Annotated in this window: 12 protein-coding genes; 9 read left to right on the top strand and 3 right to left on the bottom strand. The window is 67.5% G+C overall.

All coding sequences use genetic code 11. The features are described 5' to 3' along the window. From ACNO8X_RS04240 to ACNO8X_RS04230, 3 genes are read left to right on the top strand one after another with little or no spacing between them, the layout of a single operon-like run. A complete protein-coding gene (locus ACNO8X_RS04240) occupies positions 1-666 on the top strand; it encodes a TetR/AcrR family transcriptional regulator (RefSeq protein WP_418004292.1) in 666 nt (221 codons plus the stop codon). A 45-nt stretch (positions 667-711) separates the two neighbouring features. Next, the gene (locus ACNO8X_RS04235) at positions 712-1,005 is read left to right on the top strand and encodes an SDR family NAD(P)-dependent oxidoreductase (RefSeq protein WP_418004291.1); all 294 of its coding nucleotides are present in this window, start codon (positions 712-714) and stop codon (positions 1,003-1,005) included. Between the two features lie 54 nt (positions 1,006-1,059). Then, the gene (locus tag ACNO8X_RS04230) at positions 1,060-2,133 is read left to right on the top strand and encodes a cellulase family glycosylhydrolase (protein WP_418004290.1); all 1,074 of its coding nucleotides are present in this window, start codon (positions 1,060-1,062) and stop codon (positions 2,131-2,133) included. Here ACNO8X_RS04230 and ACNO8X_RS04225 read toward each other — a convergent pair. Together ACNO8X_RS04225 and treS are read right to left on the bottom strand one after the other, a co-directional pair. Beyond that, a complete protein-coding gene (locus tag ACNO8X_RS04225) occupies positions 2,130-3,401 on the bottom strand; it encodes a maltokinase N-terminal cap-like domain-containing protein (protein WP_418004289.1) in 1,272 nt (423 codons plus the stop codon). The genes ACNO8X_RS04230 and ACNO8X_RS04225 overlap by 4 nt on opposite strands. Continuing rightward, positions 3,401-5,125 carry a maltose alpha-D-glucosyltransferase gene (gene treS, locus ACNO8X_RS04220; RefSeq protein ID WP_418004288.1) on the bottom strand — a complete coding sequence of 575 codons (1,725 nt, stop codon included), beginning with the start codon at positions 5,123-5,125 and terminating at the stop codon, positions 3,401-3,403. Before treS ends, ACNO8X_RS04225 begins: the two co-directional genes overlap by 1 nt. A 38-nt stretch (positions 5,126-5,163) precedes the next feature. Between treS and ACNO8X_RS04215 the strand changes: the two genes are divergently transcribed. The 6 genes from ACNO8X_RS04215 to ACNO8X_RS04190 all read left to right on the top strand — a co-directional run bounded on the left by ACNO8X_RS04215 (position 5,164) and on the right by ACNO8X_RS04190 (position 11,645). Beyond that, complete coding sequence (locus tag ACNO8X_RS04215; protein ID WP_418004287.1) at positions 5,164-5,964, top strand: HugZ family protein; 801 nt, start codon at positions 5,164-5,166, stop codon at positions 5,962-5,964. A gap of 10 nt (positions 5,965-5,974) precedes the next feature. Beyond that, entirely contained in the window at positions 5,975-6,544 is a 570-nt protein-coding gene (locus ACNO8X_RS04210) for an orotate phosphoribosyltransferase (RefSeq protein WP_418004286.1), read from the top strand. Positions 6,545-6,605: 61 nt separating this feature from the next. Then, positions 6,606-7,196 (top strand): hypothetical protein, encoded by a 591-nt coding sequence (locus tag ACNO8X_RS04205; RefSeq protein WP_418004285.1) that lies wholly within the window; start codon positions 6,606-6,608, stop codon positions 7,194-7,196. After that, positions 7,196-7,597, top strand: a complete 402-nt coding sequence (locus tag ACNO8X_RS04200) for a TIGR03668 family PPOX class F420-dependent oxidoreductase (protein WP_418004284.1) — start codon at positions 7,196-7,198, stop codon at positions 7,595-7,597. The genes ACNO8X_RS04205 and ACNO8X_RS04200 overlap by 1 nt, the downstream gene beginning before the upstream one ends. A gap of 74 nt (positions 7,598-7,671) precedes the next feature. Further along, complete coding sequence (locus tag ACNO8X_RS04195) at positions 7,672-9,735, top strand: elongation factor G (RefSeq protein WP_418004283.1); 2,064 nt, start codon at positions 7,672-7,674, stop codon at positions 9,733-9,735. Between the two features lie 119 nt (positions 9,736-9,854). Further along, positions 9,855-11,645, top strand: coding sequence for a hypothetical protein (locus ACNO8X_RS04190; protein ID WP_418004282.1), 1,791 nt, complete (start codon positions 9,855-9,857; stop codon positions 11,643-11,645). A 64-nt stretch (positions 11,646-11,709) separates the two neighbouring features. Here ACNO8X_RS04190 and car read toward each other — a convergent pair whose 3' ends face one another. Beyond that, positions 11,710-15,219, bottom strand: coding sequence for a carboxylic acid reductase (gene car, locus ACNO8X_RS04185; RefSeq protein ID WP_418004281.1), 3,510 nt, complete (start codon positions 15,217-15,219; stop codon positions 11,710-11,712). Positions 15,220-15,226 lie beyond the last annotated feature (7 nt).

Raw genomic sequence — 15,226 nt, 5'->3', positions numbered from 1 at the left:
ATGCCCGCTGACGAGTCATCTGACGGACCGGAGGCGCTGATCGCCCTGGCTCTGTTGGGCGACACCGATGCCACCGAGCCCGAATTGACCCCGTCGGACGTCAAGATCCTGGACGCCACGATGTATGTGCTGGGCACACACGGAGAACAAGCGCTGACCATCGATCTGGTCGCCAAGCGCGCGCAGATGTCGCGCAAAACGGTGTTCCGGCGCTTCGGGAGCAAACAGAATCTGCTGCATGCCGCCAACCGGCGCGGCGTCGCCACGGTGCTGCGTGACGTGGCGAAAAAGGCCCAAGCAGCAGCCACCGCGCTGGAATGCGCGACGGCCGTGGGCGCCAGCCTGGTCGTCCACTCGACGAAAATGCCTGCGGTGCTTCGCTTCGTCCAAGTGGAGCCCGAGGCGGTCATCCAGCTGTGGCGCGACGGCGACCGCCCCGGCCAGACGCTGGGGCGGGTTTTCCTCTCACACCTGCTGCAGGATCAACATCTCGACGACCCGTTGTCGCCGGGCCACGCCGATTTCGTCGCCGATGTCGTGATTCGCGTGGTCATGTCGTTGGTTCTCGTACCGGACGCCGGATATGTCGACTCCGCTTGCGGTGGGCGCGAGCGCTACCTCGAAGCGATCATCGGGCCACTCGTCGAACGCTGTTCGAGCACCTAGTCGGTTCTCATCTGACACCTAGGTGGCGCGAGTTGACTCGTTGTCATGAAGCACGACATCGTCGCGGTCGTCCTGGACGCCGGCACCGACGCGGGACTGGCCACCGCCCACAGCCTGCTGGCTGACGGACACCGCGTGGTGGTCACCGCCCGGCAGCCCGGCGCACTGGTCCGCATCACCCACGGCTACCCCGCCGATCGCGTCTACGCGCTGGCCGCCGACACCCACGATCGGCGCCAGTTCGATCAGGTGCTGGCCCTGACCCGTGCCCGGTTCGGCCGCGTCGACATGATCGTCGACCCCAAGCTGTATCGATCAGTCCTGCCGGCGTCAGCCTGAATCCTGTTAGGTTCGAGCCAATCGGCCAAGCACGGCCACAGATTGGAGCGAACGTTGCGTAACGCCCTCAAGATCGCGGCAGCCGTCTTCACCGTCGCCGCGGTCTCCGCCGCCGCGACCGAAACCCTGGCCAGCTCACCGGTCACCATTCCGTTCATCCCGACGGGCATCAGCCAGTCCGCCAGCAGCGTCGGCTTCGCCGACTCCGACGTCTACGGCATGAACGCCGACGACATCAACCACACGTTCGATCTGATGTCGGCGACCGGTGTCCACTCGGTCCGGATCATCATTCCGTGGGCGGGCGTGGAGCCGACCCAGGGCAACTTCGACTGGGGTCAGGTCGACACCGTCGTCGGTGCGGCCAACGCGCACGGCCTGTCGGTGGTCGGCGCTTTGGTGGCGACGCCGGGCTGGGCCGTGGCGCCCGGCACCAACGCGATCAGCAGCCCCCCAGCCTCCGCCGGGGCATTCGGCGATTTTGCCGGCGCTGTGGCGAGTCATTTCCGCGGCCGCGTCGGCGCCTACGAGATCTGGAACGAACCCAACGCCGTGATGTCCTGGACCTCCGGCCCGCAGGGCCCCCAGCCGGACGTCTACGCCGGGATGCTCAAGGCCGCATACCCGAAGATCAAGGGCGCCGACGGAGGCGCCGTGGTGATCGGCGGGGTCGTCGGCGCGGTGGTGTCGTTCTTCGCGCTGACGATGGATCCCGTCACGTTCGTGCAGAAGATGTACGCCGCCGGTGCGGCCGGTTCGTTCGACGCACTGTCCTTCCACCCGTACCACTACAACCTCAAGTTCTCGGCCGGTGCCGGCGTGCCCAACTCGCCGCTGAGCCAGACCGACGGCATCCACCAGGCCATGGCCGCCAACGGTGACGGCGGCAAGAAGATCTGGGCCACCGAGTACGGCGAGCCCAACTCCGCCGTCGACGAGAGCACCCAGGCCGACTACATCCGCGACTTCCTCGCCAAGTGGCGCACCCTGCCCTACGCCGGCCCGGCGTACATCTACACCACGCGCGACCGCGTCACCGGCAGCTCGAACCCCGAGGAATCCATCGGTGTGTACCGCTCCGACTGGACCCCGAAGCCGGCTCAGGCGGCCGTGAAGGCCATGGCCTAACCGCTGACGATGTTCGCGATGGCCCCCAGCGGCAGGTCGAGCCAGTGCGGCCGGTGCCGGGCCTCATACCCGGCTTCGTACACCGCTTTGTCGAGTTCGTAGGCGGCCAGCAACTCAGCATCGGCGTCCATGCCGCCACCCTCGGCGTAGCCCGCGCAGAACGCCGTCCGGTTCCGGTCGGCCCACTCGCGCGCCCGCGCGGCGAGCTGCTTGCGCCGCTGTTCGTTGCCGCCGCCTTCGGTGAGGCGCTGGAACGCCGCGTATTGATAGGACCGCAGAACACCCGCGACGTCGCGCAGCGGTGAGTCCGGTGCCCGGCGCTGCTCCAGCGACTGTCCGGGCTCGCCTTCGAAATCGATCAGCAGCCAGGTCTCGGGGGTGCGCAGCACCTGGCCCAGATGCAGATCGCCGTGAATCCGCTGCACCGTGATCGGCTGGCCCTCGAGCGCGCGGTAGCGCGCCTCGATCGCCGCGGCGAACTCGCGGACCTGCGGCACCGACGCCGTCACCTCTGCCAGCCGCTCCAGCATCGTCGCCACCGGGAACAGCGCGGTGGCGGTGCCCAGCTCCGCGGCCAGCGTGGCGTGCACCGCTGCGACGGCCTGCCCCAGCCGTTCCGACTCCCCCGCGAAGTCGCCGCCCACCTCGTCGGCGTACAGGTCCCCCTCGGCGTACAGATCGCGAGTGCTGGCGACGGCCATGTCCCAGCCCTCGGCGGCATTGTCGGCGAATCGGGCCACCATGCCCAACGCCGTCTCCGGGCCGCCCTCCAGCGACATCGTCCCCAGCAGCGGCGCCACATGCGGACTGCCGGCCCGGGTCAGCACCCGGGTCAGCTCGATGTCGGGATTCACCCCGGACGCCACGCGGCGGAACACCTTGAGGATCGCGGCCTCACCGAACACCACGCTGGTGTTGCTCTGCTCAGCGCTGACCACCCGCGACGGTGCCCCCACCGGCAGCTCCGCTCCCGGCTCCGCGGCGAAAGCAACGGGACCGACCGTCGCCGACTCCGCGATCAGGCCCAGCAGCAGGTTCGCGACCTCGGGGTCACCCATCGCATCGAACGCCGTATCGCCGTCCAGCAGCCGGCGCAACAGCAACTGGTACCGCTCGCCGGGACCGTCGTCGTAGCTGACATCGAGCAGCACGAGGTCCACGTCGTCGCGCAACGCCACCACCAGCGCCGGTTCGGCACCGGTCAGCTCGCGGTTGCGGCCGGCGTACCAGCGCTGCTGGGTCAGGTACTCGATCAACTCTGGATCCATCACGGCTCCTCACCGACGGGCGCGCGCAACGAGAACCAGTAGAAGCCGTGCCCGGGCAGCGTCAACAGATACGGCAGTTCCCCGATTCGGGGAAACTCAACCCGGCCGGTCAGTTCGACCGGGGTGTAGCCGTTCCAATGCTGCAGGTTGAGTTCGATCGGCTGCGGAAAACGGGAGAGATTGTTGACGCAGAGCACGGTGTCACCGTCGAGTTCGCGCACGTAGGTCAGTGCCGACGGGTTGGACCCGCCGAGTTCCCGGAACGATCCGACGGCGAACGCGTCGTGCCGCCGCCGCACCGAGAGCATGGTGCGCGTCCAGTTGAGCAGCGAATTCGTGGTGTCGCGCTGGGCTTCGACGTTCACCGCCTGATAGCCGTACACCGGGTCCTGACTCGGCGGCACGTACAGCCGGCCGGGGTTGGCGGTGGAGAAGCCGGCATTGCGGTCCGGCGACCACTGCATCGGGGTCCGCACGCCGTCGCGGTCACCCAGCCAGATGATGTCGCCCATCCCGATCTCGTCGCCGTAGTACAGCACCGGCGAGCCGGGCAGTGACAGCAGCATCGCGGTGAACAGTTCGGTCTGGTTGCGGTCGTTCTCCAGCAGCGGCGCCAGGCGCCGGCGGATACCGACGTTGGCCTTCATCCGCGGGTCCTTGGCGTACTCGGAGTACATGTAGTCGCGCTCTTCGTCGGTGACCATCTCCAGGGTCAGCTCGTCGTGGTTGCGCAGGAAGATGCCCCACTGAGCGAGGTCCGGTATCTCCGGAGTCTGCGCCAGGATCTCCGAGATCGGGAAGCGGGACTCCCGGCGGACCGCCATGAAAATCCTTGGCATCAAAGGGAAATGGAAGGCCATGTGGCATTCGTCGCCACCGGTCTCCGGATCGCCGAAATATGCGACGACGTCCGCCGGCCATTGATTGGCCTCCGCCAGCAGCACCCGTCCCGGGAACTCGTCGTCGATCACCTTGCGGCAGCGCTTGAGGAAGGCATGGGTCTCGGGCAGGTTCTCGCAGTTGGTGCCCTCGCGCTCGAACAGGTACGGCACCGCGTCCAAGCGGAAGCCGTCGATGCCCAGGCCCAGCCAGAAGCGCAGCACGTCGATCATCGCTTCCTGCACAGCGGGGTTGTCGTAGTTCAGGTCGGGCTGGTGGGAGAAGAAGCGGTGCCAGTAGAACTGCTTGCGCACCGCGTCGAAGGTCCAGTTGGATTCCTCGGTGTCGACGAAGATGACGCGCGCGTCGGTGTACTTCTCGCTGGTGTCGCTCCACACGTAGTAGTCGCCGTAGGGCCCGGTGGGGTCGCGGCGGGACTCCTGGAACCACGCGTGGGTGTCCGAAGTGTGGTTCATCACCAGGTCGGTGATGACGCGGATGCCGCGCCGGTGCGCGGCGTCGAGCAGGGCGACGAAGTCCTCGACGGTGCCGAATTCGGGCAGCACCTTGTAGAAGTCGCGGATGTCGTAGCCGCCGTCGCGCAGTGGTGAATCGTAGAACGGCGGCAACCAAATGCAGTCGACACCAAGCCATTTCAAGTAGTCGAGTCGTTCGGTCAGACCCCGGAGGTCGCCTGAGCCGTCAGCGTCTGAGTCGTAGAAGGCGCGGACCAACACCTCATAGAAAACCGCGCGCTTGAACCAGGTGCGGTCCTCGGGGAGGACCCGCGCATGTCCGAAGTCCGCGGCGCTTGGATGTTCCACGCCACCGTTGGAGGCGTCCATCGACAACCAACGTACCCGTGCCGCAGTAGGGTGCAAGCGTGGCGACACGCGATCATGGTGACCCAGGTGATGCCCCGACGATCCCGCCGCCGTTGGCTGAAATCGTCAATCCGACCCGGCCCTCGGCCGCCGAAGAGGCCCGCACCATCGCAGCCTCGACCAACACCGGAACCCTCGCGACCCTGACCGCGGACGGCGATCCGTGGGCGTCGATGGTCACCTATGGGTTGCTCGACGGCGCACCGGTGCTGTGCGTGTCGAATCTGGCCGAGCACGGCCGCAACCTCGCCGGCGACCAGCGGGCCAGCATCTCGATCATCGCGGCCAGCACCGACAAGGACCCCCTCGCCGGTGGTCGCGTCACATTGGCCGGACGGGTGGCGAGGCCAGCAGGCGCCGAGCGTGACGCCGCCCGGGACGCCCATGTGGCTGCGGTGCCGGCCGCGAAGTACTACATCGACTACAGCGACTTCGCGCTGTGGGTGCTGCACGTCGATCGCGTCCGGTGGGTTGGCGGCTACGGTCGCATGGATTCGACCACGGGCGCGGATTACGCTGCGGCCCAGCCGGATCCGGTGACGCCGTCGGCCGCCGGGGCCGTCGCGCACCTGAACGCCGACCACGCCGACTCGCTCGCGGCGATGGCCCGGGTGCTGGGCGGATACCCCGACACCGAGTCCGCGACCTGCACCGGCGCCGACCGGTACGGCCTGGATTTGCGGGTCGACACCGCTCGCGGCATGGCCTACACCCGCATCGGATACGCACAGCCGCTGCAGTCAATCGACGAATTACGTTCAGCGACAGTCGAATTGGCTCGACTGTCCCGCCAGGTTTAGGATTCGCATCATGTCTGATCGCCCGCAGAGCTGGGAAGCCGCATTCGACCTGATCCGCACCCGCGGCTACGAGCGCCGTGAAGAGCCGTTCCGGCTGGCCAGCGGACAGCTCAGCCACGACTACATCGACGGCAAGTTCGCCATCGACAACGGCGTCAGCCTGACGATCGTCAGCAAGGCCGTGGCCGAACTCGCCGCCCTGCGCGGCATCGAGTTCGACGCCGTCGGCGGCCTGACCATGGGCGCCGACCCGCTGGCGCACGGCGTCGCGATGGTCACCGGCAAGGCCTGGTTCTCGGTCCGCAAGGAACAGAAGGCCCGCGGCCGCGAGCAGTGGATCGAGGGCACCCGCATCGAGCCCGGCACCCGGGTGCTGCTCGTCGACGACGTGATCAGCACCGGTGGCTCGACCGAAATCGCCTACGAGCGCGTCACCTCCGTCGGCGCTGTCGTCACCGGTGTCATCCCGATGGTCGACCGCGGCGACATCGCCACGGAGCGTTTCGCCAAGCGTGGCGTGCCGTTTGCCGCACTGGTCAGCTACCGCGATTTGGGCATCGAACCGGTCCAGGACGTCTAAAGCTTGGGACACGCGCGCCGATACCGAGCAATTGGCGCGAGCCACCCCTAGCATCTGGAAGGTGGCTGACAGCGACGACCCAGAGCGCGATCCATCGCCGGGTGGCGTGCTGGAATCACCCGCTGAGGCGGCCGGCGGCGACCCGGACACCGATCCGTTCCGCGCCGTCGACCCTGGCCCGCACGGCACCGGACCGTTTGCCGGCCCGACGACCGGCTCGTTCGTCATCCCCGAACCGGAGCCGACCGGCGACACGTTCGACGCCTTCAACACCAATACCTGGCGTTTCCGCGAACCGCCGCCGCCCTGGTATCGCACGAAAGATGCCCGGACGCTGCTGATCGTGGTGGCGGTGGCCGTGGTCGCCCTCGTCGTCTCGCTGGTTGTCCTGGCCACCCGCAAGGATTCCGATTCTGACCAGCCGGCACCGGTGGAACCGGCGACGACAACCACCACGACGACAACCACGACGACCGTCAGCTCGACGCCGAGCCCGGTGCCGCCGCCTCCCCCACCCCCGACCGAGGCGCCGCCCGCCGCGGCGCCCCCGGCCTACCACCCGCCGGCCGAGCCGGCCGCACCTACCCGTCCACCCGAGATCAACGTGACCCGGATGCCCATGAGCGTCGCCCCGAACCCGCGGCATCGCTGATGTCCGACGCCGCCGCCGAGTTCGCCGCCGCGCCTGTCGCGGTGCTGGCCACGGTTTCCGCCGAAGGCCAGCCACATGTGGTCCCGGTCGTCTTCGCGGTCAGTGGGGACCTGCTCTATACGGCGGTGGATGCCAAGCGGAAGTCGACGCAGCATCTGCGGCGGCTCGACAACATCGCGGCCAACCCGCGCGTGAGCCTGCTGGCCGAGGAATATGACGACGACTGGGCCCAGCTCTGGTGGGCCCGCGCCGACGGCAACGCCACGGTGCACCCGAGCGGCGACGAGATGGCCATCGGCTACTCACTGCTGCGGGCCAAGTACCACCAGTACGACCGGGTGGCGCTGGACGGCCCGGTGATCCGGGTCGCGATCACCAGATGGAGTTCCTGGCACGCCTGAGTCTTGCGCTTGAGTCTTGTGCCGACGGTCGCGACAGGAGCATGGTGGACGTGAGTCGTCGATAGGGGCACGCCATGGCGGACAAGTCGAATAACTCATCCGGCGCCGCGCCCAGCGCGGACAATCCGGCGTCGATCCGAAATGTGGTTCTGGTCGGGCCATCTGGCTCCGGCAAGACCACTCTGGTCGAGGCGCTGCTGCTGCATGCGGGCGTGCTGACGCGGGCGGGGACGGTGCTCGACGGCACCACGGTCTGCGACCACGAGCCTGCCGAACTCGAGCAGCAGCGGTCGGTGGGACTGGCATTGGCGTCTTTGGTACTGGCCTCACCGCTGCACGGGCCGGTGAAGGTCAACCTGCTGGACACCCCGGGCTATGCCGATTTCGTCGGTGAGTTGCGGGCCGGGCTGCGGGCTGCCGACTGTGCGTTGTTCGTGATGGCGGCCAACGACGTGGTGGACGCTGCCACCAGGTCTTTGTGGCGGGAATGCGCCGACGTCGGGATGCCGCGCGCCGTCGTGGTGACCAAACTCGACCACGCGCGCGCCAGCTTCGCCGGTGCAGTGGAGTCCGCGCAGGAGTCCTTCGGGGACAAGGTGATTCCGCTGTATCTGCCCGACGGCGACGGGCTCGTCTCCCTGTTGGCGGACGACGCGACCCTGATCGAGGGCATCATCGAGGAGTCCGAGGACGAAACATTGATGGAGCGGTACCTGAGCGGCGAACAGATCGACAACGCAGTGCTGGTTGCCGACCTCGAGCGCGCGGTGGCCCGCGGTTCGTTCTTCCCGGTGATCCCGATGTGCAGCACGACGGGGACCGGGGCAGCCGAATTGCTCGATGTCATCGCCCGTGGATTCCCCTCTCCCCCAGAGCATGTGCCGCCGCAGGTGTTCACGCCGGCCGGTGTGGAAAAGCCCGCGCCCGCCTGCGATCCGGCCGCACCTCTGTTGGCAGAGGTGGTGAAGACGACGTCGGATCCGTATGTCGGCAAGGTCAGTTTGGTCCGGGTATTTTCCGGCACCATCAGGCCCGACACGACGGTTCACGTGTCGGGCCATTTCAATTCATTCGCCGATTCGGCCGACGGGTGCGCCGAGCACGAGGACCACGACGAGGACGAGCGCGTCGGGGCACTGTCGTTTCCGTTGGGCCGCAAGCAGCGCCCGGCCCCCGAGGTGATCGCCGGGGATATCTGCGCCATCGCACGACTGACCTGCGCCGAGACCGGAGACACCCTGTCGGACAAGGCTTCCCCGTTGGTGTGCCGGCCGTGGACCATGCCGGCGCCGCTGCTCCCGATGGCGATCGTGCCGCACGCCAAGACCGACGAGGACAAGCTGTCGGTGGGGCTGGCGCGGCTGTCCGCCGAGGACCCGACGCTGCGCATCGAGCAGAACCCGCACACCCACCAGATCGTCTTGTGGTGCATGGGCGAAGCCCATTCCGCGGTGGTGCTCGACGCACTGTCCCGACGGTTCGGGGTCGCGGTCGACACCACGGAACTGCGGGTACCGCTCCGAGAGACGTTCGGCGGCAACGCGAAAGGGCATGGCCGGCACGTCAAGCAGTCCGGTGGGCACGGACAGTTCGCCGTCTGTGACATCACCGTCGAGCCGCTACCCGAAGGCGCCGGGTTCGAGTTCGTCGACAAGGTGGTCGGCGGTGCGGTGCCGCGCCAGTTCATCCCGAGCGTGGAGAAAGGCGTTCGCGCCCAGATGGATCGGGGCATCTGCGGCTACCCGATGGTCGACATCCGCGTCACGCTGCTGGACGGCAAGGCGCACAGTGTGGACTCGTCGGACTACGCCTTCCAGCTCGCGGGCGGGTTGGCGCTGCGTGAGGCCGCTGCTGCCGCGTCGGTGAATCTGCTCGAACCCATCGACAGCGTGCACATCGTGGTGCCCGACGAAATGGTCGGCGCGGTGATGAGTGACCTCTCGGGACGGCGCGGCCGCGTACTGGGCACCGACACCGCCGGCGATTCCTGCACAGGCATCGATGCCGAGATTCCGGAGATCGAGCTCACCCGGTACCCGATCGAACTGCGGTCGTTGTCCCACGGCGCCGGGTCGTTCACCCGTTCTTTCGCCCGGTACGAACCGATGCCGGAGGCGGCGGCAGCGCGGGTCCGCTGACCTCGCTCGGTGATCCAGGTATTTGGCAAACCTGATCGTGACTGACATCACCCGATGTCATAGTGTCGTCAGATTCGTGCGCGCGTCAGCGGGCACCTGGGATGTCAAAGGGGACACCTGTGGGGACACGGTCGGGGCTCAGTCAGCGCAAATCCAATCGATACCGCCTCGCGGTGCTTGCCGCCGCCGTGGGTATCGCGGCCGCGACCAGCCAGAACGTTGCCTGGGCAGAGACCGGGGCCAACGATTCGAACGGCAGTCCGACCAGCCAGTCCGGACCCCAGAAGCCCGGCCCCGCCAAGCCCAAGCCGGCGAACACGGGCAAGAAGGACACGAAGAAGTCCGGTAAGAAGACCGGCAAGGACGCCGACAAGGACGCTGACAAGTCCGGCACCAAGCAGGACACCGCCGCTGATACGTCCGCAACCGACCCCGACAAGTCAGGCGTGGAGCCGGAGGCCAAGCCGGACACAAAGCCGGACGTCAAGGATGCCAAGCCCGCGACCAGGCCGGCGAAACCCCCTGTCGCGCAAAAGGGCTCCGACGCGATCAAGCCCGCCGGCGACGGCAAGAAGGCACCGAAGCTCAAGCCGGCCACCGCGACCGCCCCCGCCAAGGACGCCGCGGTCAACGCCACCGCGGCCACTGCGGCCACGCCGCCGGCCGCTGCGACCAACACCCCCGCGCCGGTCAAGACGCCCGCACCGACCACGCGCCTCGCGGCCATGTCCGCCACCAACAGCACCGTCGGCACCCTGACGACGCCGACGCCACCGCAGCCGCTGAACCCGATCGCCAAGATCATCCAGCTGCCCGGACGCATCATCAACACCGTCCTGCAGGTGCTGGACCTGACGGTCGCGCAGACCGGCCCGAAGAGCCCGTTCAATTGGTCGCCCATTTCGGAGGCGCTGTTCGCGGGGTTCCGGCGCATCGAGGACATGCTCGGGCTGAGTAAGACCCCGACCGCTGCGCCCGTGGTGCCGGAGCTGACCTACACCGGCCCGACCAGCGGCGACACCCCGACGGTGGAGCAGTTCCTGAATGCCTCGGCCAATGCCTACGTGCTCGGGGCCCAGCCGGGTGATCTGAAACCGTTCACTGTCAACGGCTTTCAGATGCAGACCTTCAATCCGCTGTCGGGCGCCGTCGGCAAGGCGTGGGTGACGCCGGAGGGCCAGATCATCGTCGCCTACCAGGGCACGACGGGCGGCACCAATCTGCTGTTCCATCCGCTGATCGCGCTGTCGCAGATCTTCACGGACATGCAGGTCATCTTCACCCACACCACGCCACAGGCGTTCTGGGACTCCCTGGCGTTCGAGCAGAAGGTCGAAGCCGCAGCTCTCGAACAGGGCTACACCACCGACGACATCTTCGTCACCGGCCACTCGCTGGGTGGTTGGGAAGCTCAGTTCGTCGCGCAGAAGACGGGCCGTGGCGGCATCGGCTTCGAGGGTCCCGGCCTCAACACGTCGGTCCCCGGCAACGGCGTCAACTCGAACTTCGTCAACGTCGAGACCTACGGCGACACCGCGGCGTACTTCTCCACCGACCTGCCGGGGCTGCAGCCCTTCATGCCGGCCTACGACCCCACCGGCGGCAGCAAGCCGCACTACGGCAACATCGTGATGATCGGTGACCCGGAGGCGGTGAACCCGCTGTTCAACGCTTCCGCGCTGTGGGGCCCGAACCCGATCAACGGCATCATCTTCGCCGTCGACATCCTCGGTAACTTCTTCGAGCACCACCTGCCCGGCATGCAGGCCTACAACCTGGGCGTCGCGCCGGATCCCGGTGTGGTGCCGTGGCTGGGCTCCTACACCGGGGCGATCAACGACTGGGGCGACCTGGACATCTACGAGCTGCAGCACGCTGCGTCCGATGCCGGTGTCCTGATCGCCCCCTAGCCCTTGAGCGATTTGTGCACGATTTTCCGCCGCTGCCGCGGAAAATCGTGCACAAATCACCGGGTCAGAGCAGGCCGAGCAGCTGCAGATCGGTGATGTACTTGACGATCACCGGCGCAGTGACATGCGGAATGTCCTTGTCCGGGCCCAGCTTTGCGTCCTGCACCGCCTCGCGGAACACCACCACCGGCGCGATGGACCCGTTGTGCGGGTGCTCCGGCTTCTGGTAGTTGTGCAGCAGCGGCAGCAGTGACGCCTGGCGCTGCCGGTCCGGCAGGGCGCGCAGGGTGGTCTCGAAGCGGGCCAGCCATTCGGCGTAGTCATCAACGCGGGCAATGGAATACCCGGCGTCGATCAGCCAGTCGACGAACTCGTCCATGCCCAGGCCGTCGGAGTGCGGGTTCATCACGTGATAGGTGACGAACTCGCCTGCGGGCCGCACGCCCAGGGTGTCGATGGCCTCGGCAATGAACTCGACGGGCAGCCCGTCGTAATGCGCGTCCTGCCGCTTGCCCTCGGCGTCCCGCTCGTAGAACGAGTACGGGGCGATACCGGTGGCCACCAACGAGAACATCATGCGGGTGAACATGTCGGGCAGGTTGAGCTGTCCGGCATAGCTGGTGTCGGCCAGGATCATGTCGCAGCGGAACACCGAAACCGGCAGGCCGCAAAGATCATTGGCCTCACGCAGCAGCACCTCGCCGGCCCACTTGCTGTTGCCGTAGCCGTTCGCATACCCGTCGTGCACGGCACGCACCGGGCTCATCACACGGACGTCCACCTCTTCGGTGAACGTGCCCGGTGCCAACTGGTCACCGACGCCGATGGTCGAGACGTAGATGTACGGCTTCTGCCGGGTGGTCAGGGCGATGCGGATCAGTTCGGCGGTACCGAGCGCGTTGGGTCCGAACAGTTCGCTGTACGGCAGCACGTGGTTCACCAGCGCCGCCGGGTCGACGATCACGTCGACCTCGTCGGCGAGCCGCTGCCAAACCTCCGGCCGCAGACCGAGATTCTCGTCGCCCTTGTCACCGGCGATCACCTCGAGGTGGTCGGCGGCCAGCGCCTGGTAGTGCGCCAGCAGCTTCGGGTCACCGGAATCGAAGGTGGCGTCGAGACGGGCCCGGGCCTCTTCGTCGGACTTGGCGCGCACCAGGGCGATGACCTTGCCGTCGACCAGGTCCATCCGCTCCAGCCACTCCAGCGCCAGGTAGCGGCCCAGGAATCCCGTTGCGCCCGTGAGCAGTACGGTCCGCACCTCCGACGCAGGCGCCGGTAGCGACGGCGCCGCCGCCAATGTCGCGGCGTCGATGAACTTGTCCAGCGTCAGGTCCGCGGCGCGCACCTCGACGGCGTTCTTACCGTGCACCGAGCTGAAGCTGGGCCGCTTGGCGCCACCGCTGCGTTCATTCTCGATGTAGGCCGCGAGCGCCGCCAGATCGTTGGCCGGGCTGACGATGATGCCGACCTGGACCTCGACGCCGAAGATCTCTTCGAGCAGGTTGCCGAAGGTCAACGCGGACAACGAGTCTCCACCGAGATCGGTGAAGTGGGCATCGGCCGACACCTCGCCGGACGCACCGAGCAGTGCACTGGCCGCGCGGATGACGGTCGGCAGCGCGGGGCCCTCGGCGCCGTGCTGGCGCAGCGCACGCAGCTCATCAGCCTGTCCCGCAGCAAGACTCACGTACAGGTCTTCCAACACCGGGCCGTAGTGCGCCTTGAGCTTCGGCCAGGCCAGCTTGCGGATGCCGGTCAGCAGTCCGTTCTCCAACGAGAACGGTTCGGTCTCGACGATGAAATCGCGGGGAATCTCGTAGGACTGCAGTTCGGCCGCCCTGGCGACCTCCTGCAATGAGTCGCTGATCTGCTGCTTCAGCTCGGCGGAATCCCAACGGGCCAAGGCATCTTCGGTCGGGACGACGACGGCCAGCAGGTACGGCTGGGCGCTGTTGCCGTAGACGTAGATCTGCCGGACCAGCGGGCTGTTGTTGCTGAATGCCGCTTCCAGCTTGGCCAGCGTGACGAACTCGCCCTGCGCCAGCTTCAGCACATTGTTGCGACGATCGACGTACTGGATCTGGTCCGGGCCGATCTCGGCGACCACGTCGCCGGTGCGGTAGAAACCGTCCTCGTCGAACACGCTCGCGGTGACCTCGGGCCGCTTGTAGTAGCCCGGGAACAGGTACTCGGTCTTCACCAGCAGCTCACCGCGCGGGTACGGCTGGTCGGTCAGGTAGTAGCCCAGGTCGGGCACGTCGACCAGCTTGTAGTCGAGGGTCGGCGGGCGCTGGATGACGCCGTCGAAGAAGACCATGCCGGCCTCGGTGGAGCCGTAGCCCTCCAGCACGTGGATGCCCAGGAACTTCTCGACCCAGGCCTTGAGCTCGTCGGTGATGGGCGCAGAGCCGGTCATCGCCTTGATGTAGCGGCCACCGATCAGGTTCTCCCGCATGTCGGCCATCACCTGCTGCTCGATGCCGTCGCGCTCGGCCTCGCCGGCACCAGCCGGGACCAGCTTGTCGACGCGGCTCTGGAATTCCAGGTACAGCATCTCCCAGACGCGGGGCACCAGGTTCAGCTCGGTGGGGCGCGCCAGCGCGAAATCGTCGAGGAGAGTGGACAAGTCGCTCTTGGCGGCGAAGTAGACGATGCCGCCGTTGGCCAGGCTGGAGTACAGGATGCCGCGGCCCATGACGTGGCTCATCGGCATGAAGGCCAGGTTGATCGACGCCTCGCTCGGGCCGAACCACGCCGAGCTGGCCCGCCGCCAGAAGCTCGTCATGTTGCTCTCGGGGTACATCGCGCCCTTGGGGGCACCGGTCGAGCCGGAGGTGTAGATCAGCAGGGTCAGCGGGTCGGCCTCATCGAAGACCGGAGTCGGGACGGACGGCAGATCGCGGCCGCGGGCCAGTACCTCGCCGAAAGTCTCGACCGTGACGTTCAGACCCGACAGCGCGGCCCGCGCCTCCTCGACAGCCTCGCGCTCGTCGTCGACCTCAGCGTGGTGGTCGAACACCACGAACCGGGCCGGGGCTGGGCCTCCGACCGCGAGTTCGACCGCGTCGGCGACGTAGCCCGCGCTCACCGCGATCAGCACCGGCTCGGTCTCGGCAACGATCGGCAGCAGCGACGACGCCGCGGAGCTGGTCTGCAGCGGCACCGACACGGCGCCGATCAGTCCGAGCGCCGTGTCGATGACGGTGTAGTCGGTGCTGGTGAAGCCGAGGATGGCGACGCGGTCGCCGGCCTTGACGCCGTCCGCGTGCAGCGCGGCGGCGACGGCGCGGATGCGGTCCCACAGTTCGCGGTAGGTGATGGTGTCGTATTTCGGCAGCAGCCTCGCGACGGTGCGGCCGTTCTCGGTGACGAACTCGACGGCGCGCTGCCCGAGGGCGGTCCGGTCGGCATAGCCCTCGAGAACGGTCTGCACGATCTCGGGCAGTCGCATGCCGGGCATTTCGACCGACTGGGCCACCGACTGCAGCGGCGCAGCCGCGGCGAACTGCGGATCGTTGGCGGACAATTCGGTGATCCGGCGGGCAAGAGCGCTGTCGGCATGGTCAATCGACATGAAGAAA

Source organism: Mycobacterium sp. PDNC021, from assembly GCF_048282635.1.
Taxonomy (GTDB): Bacteria; Actinomycetota; Actinomycetes; order Mycobacteriales; family Mycobacteriaceae; genus Mycobacterium; species Mycobacterium llatzerense.
Note: the sequence above shows the minus strand (reverse complement) of the source record. Positions and strands in the feature narration are given on the sequence as shown.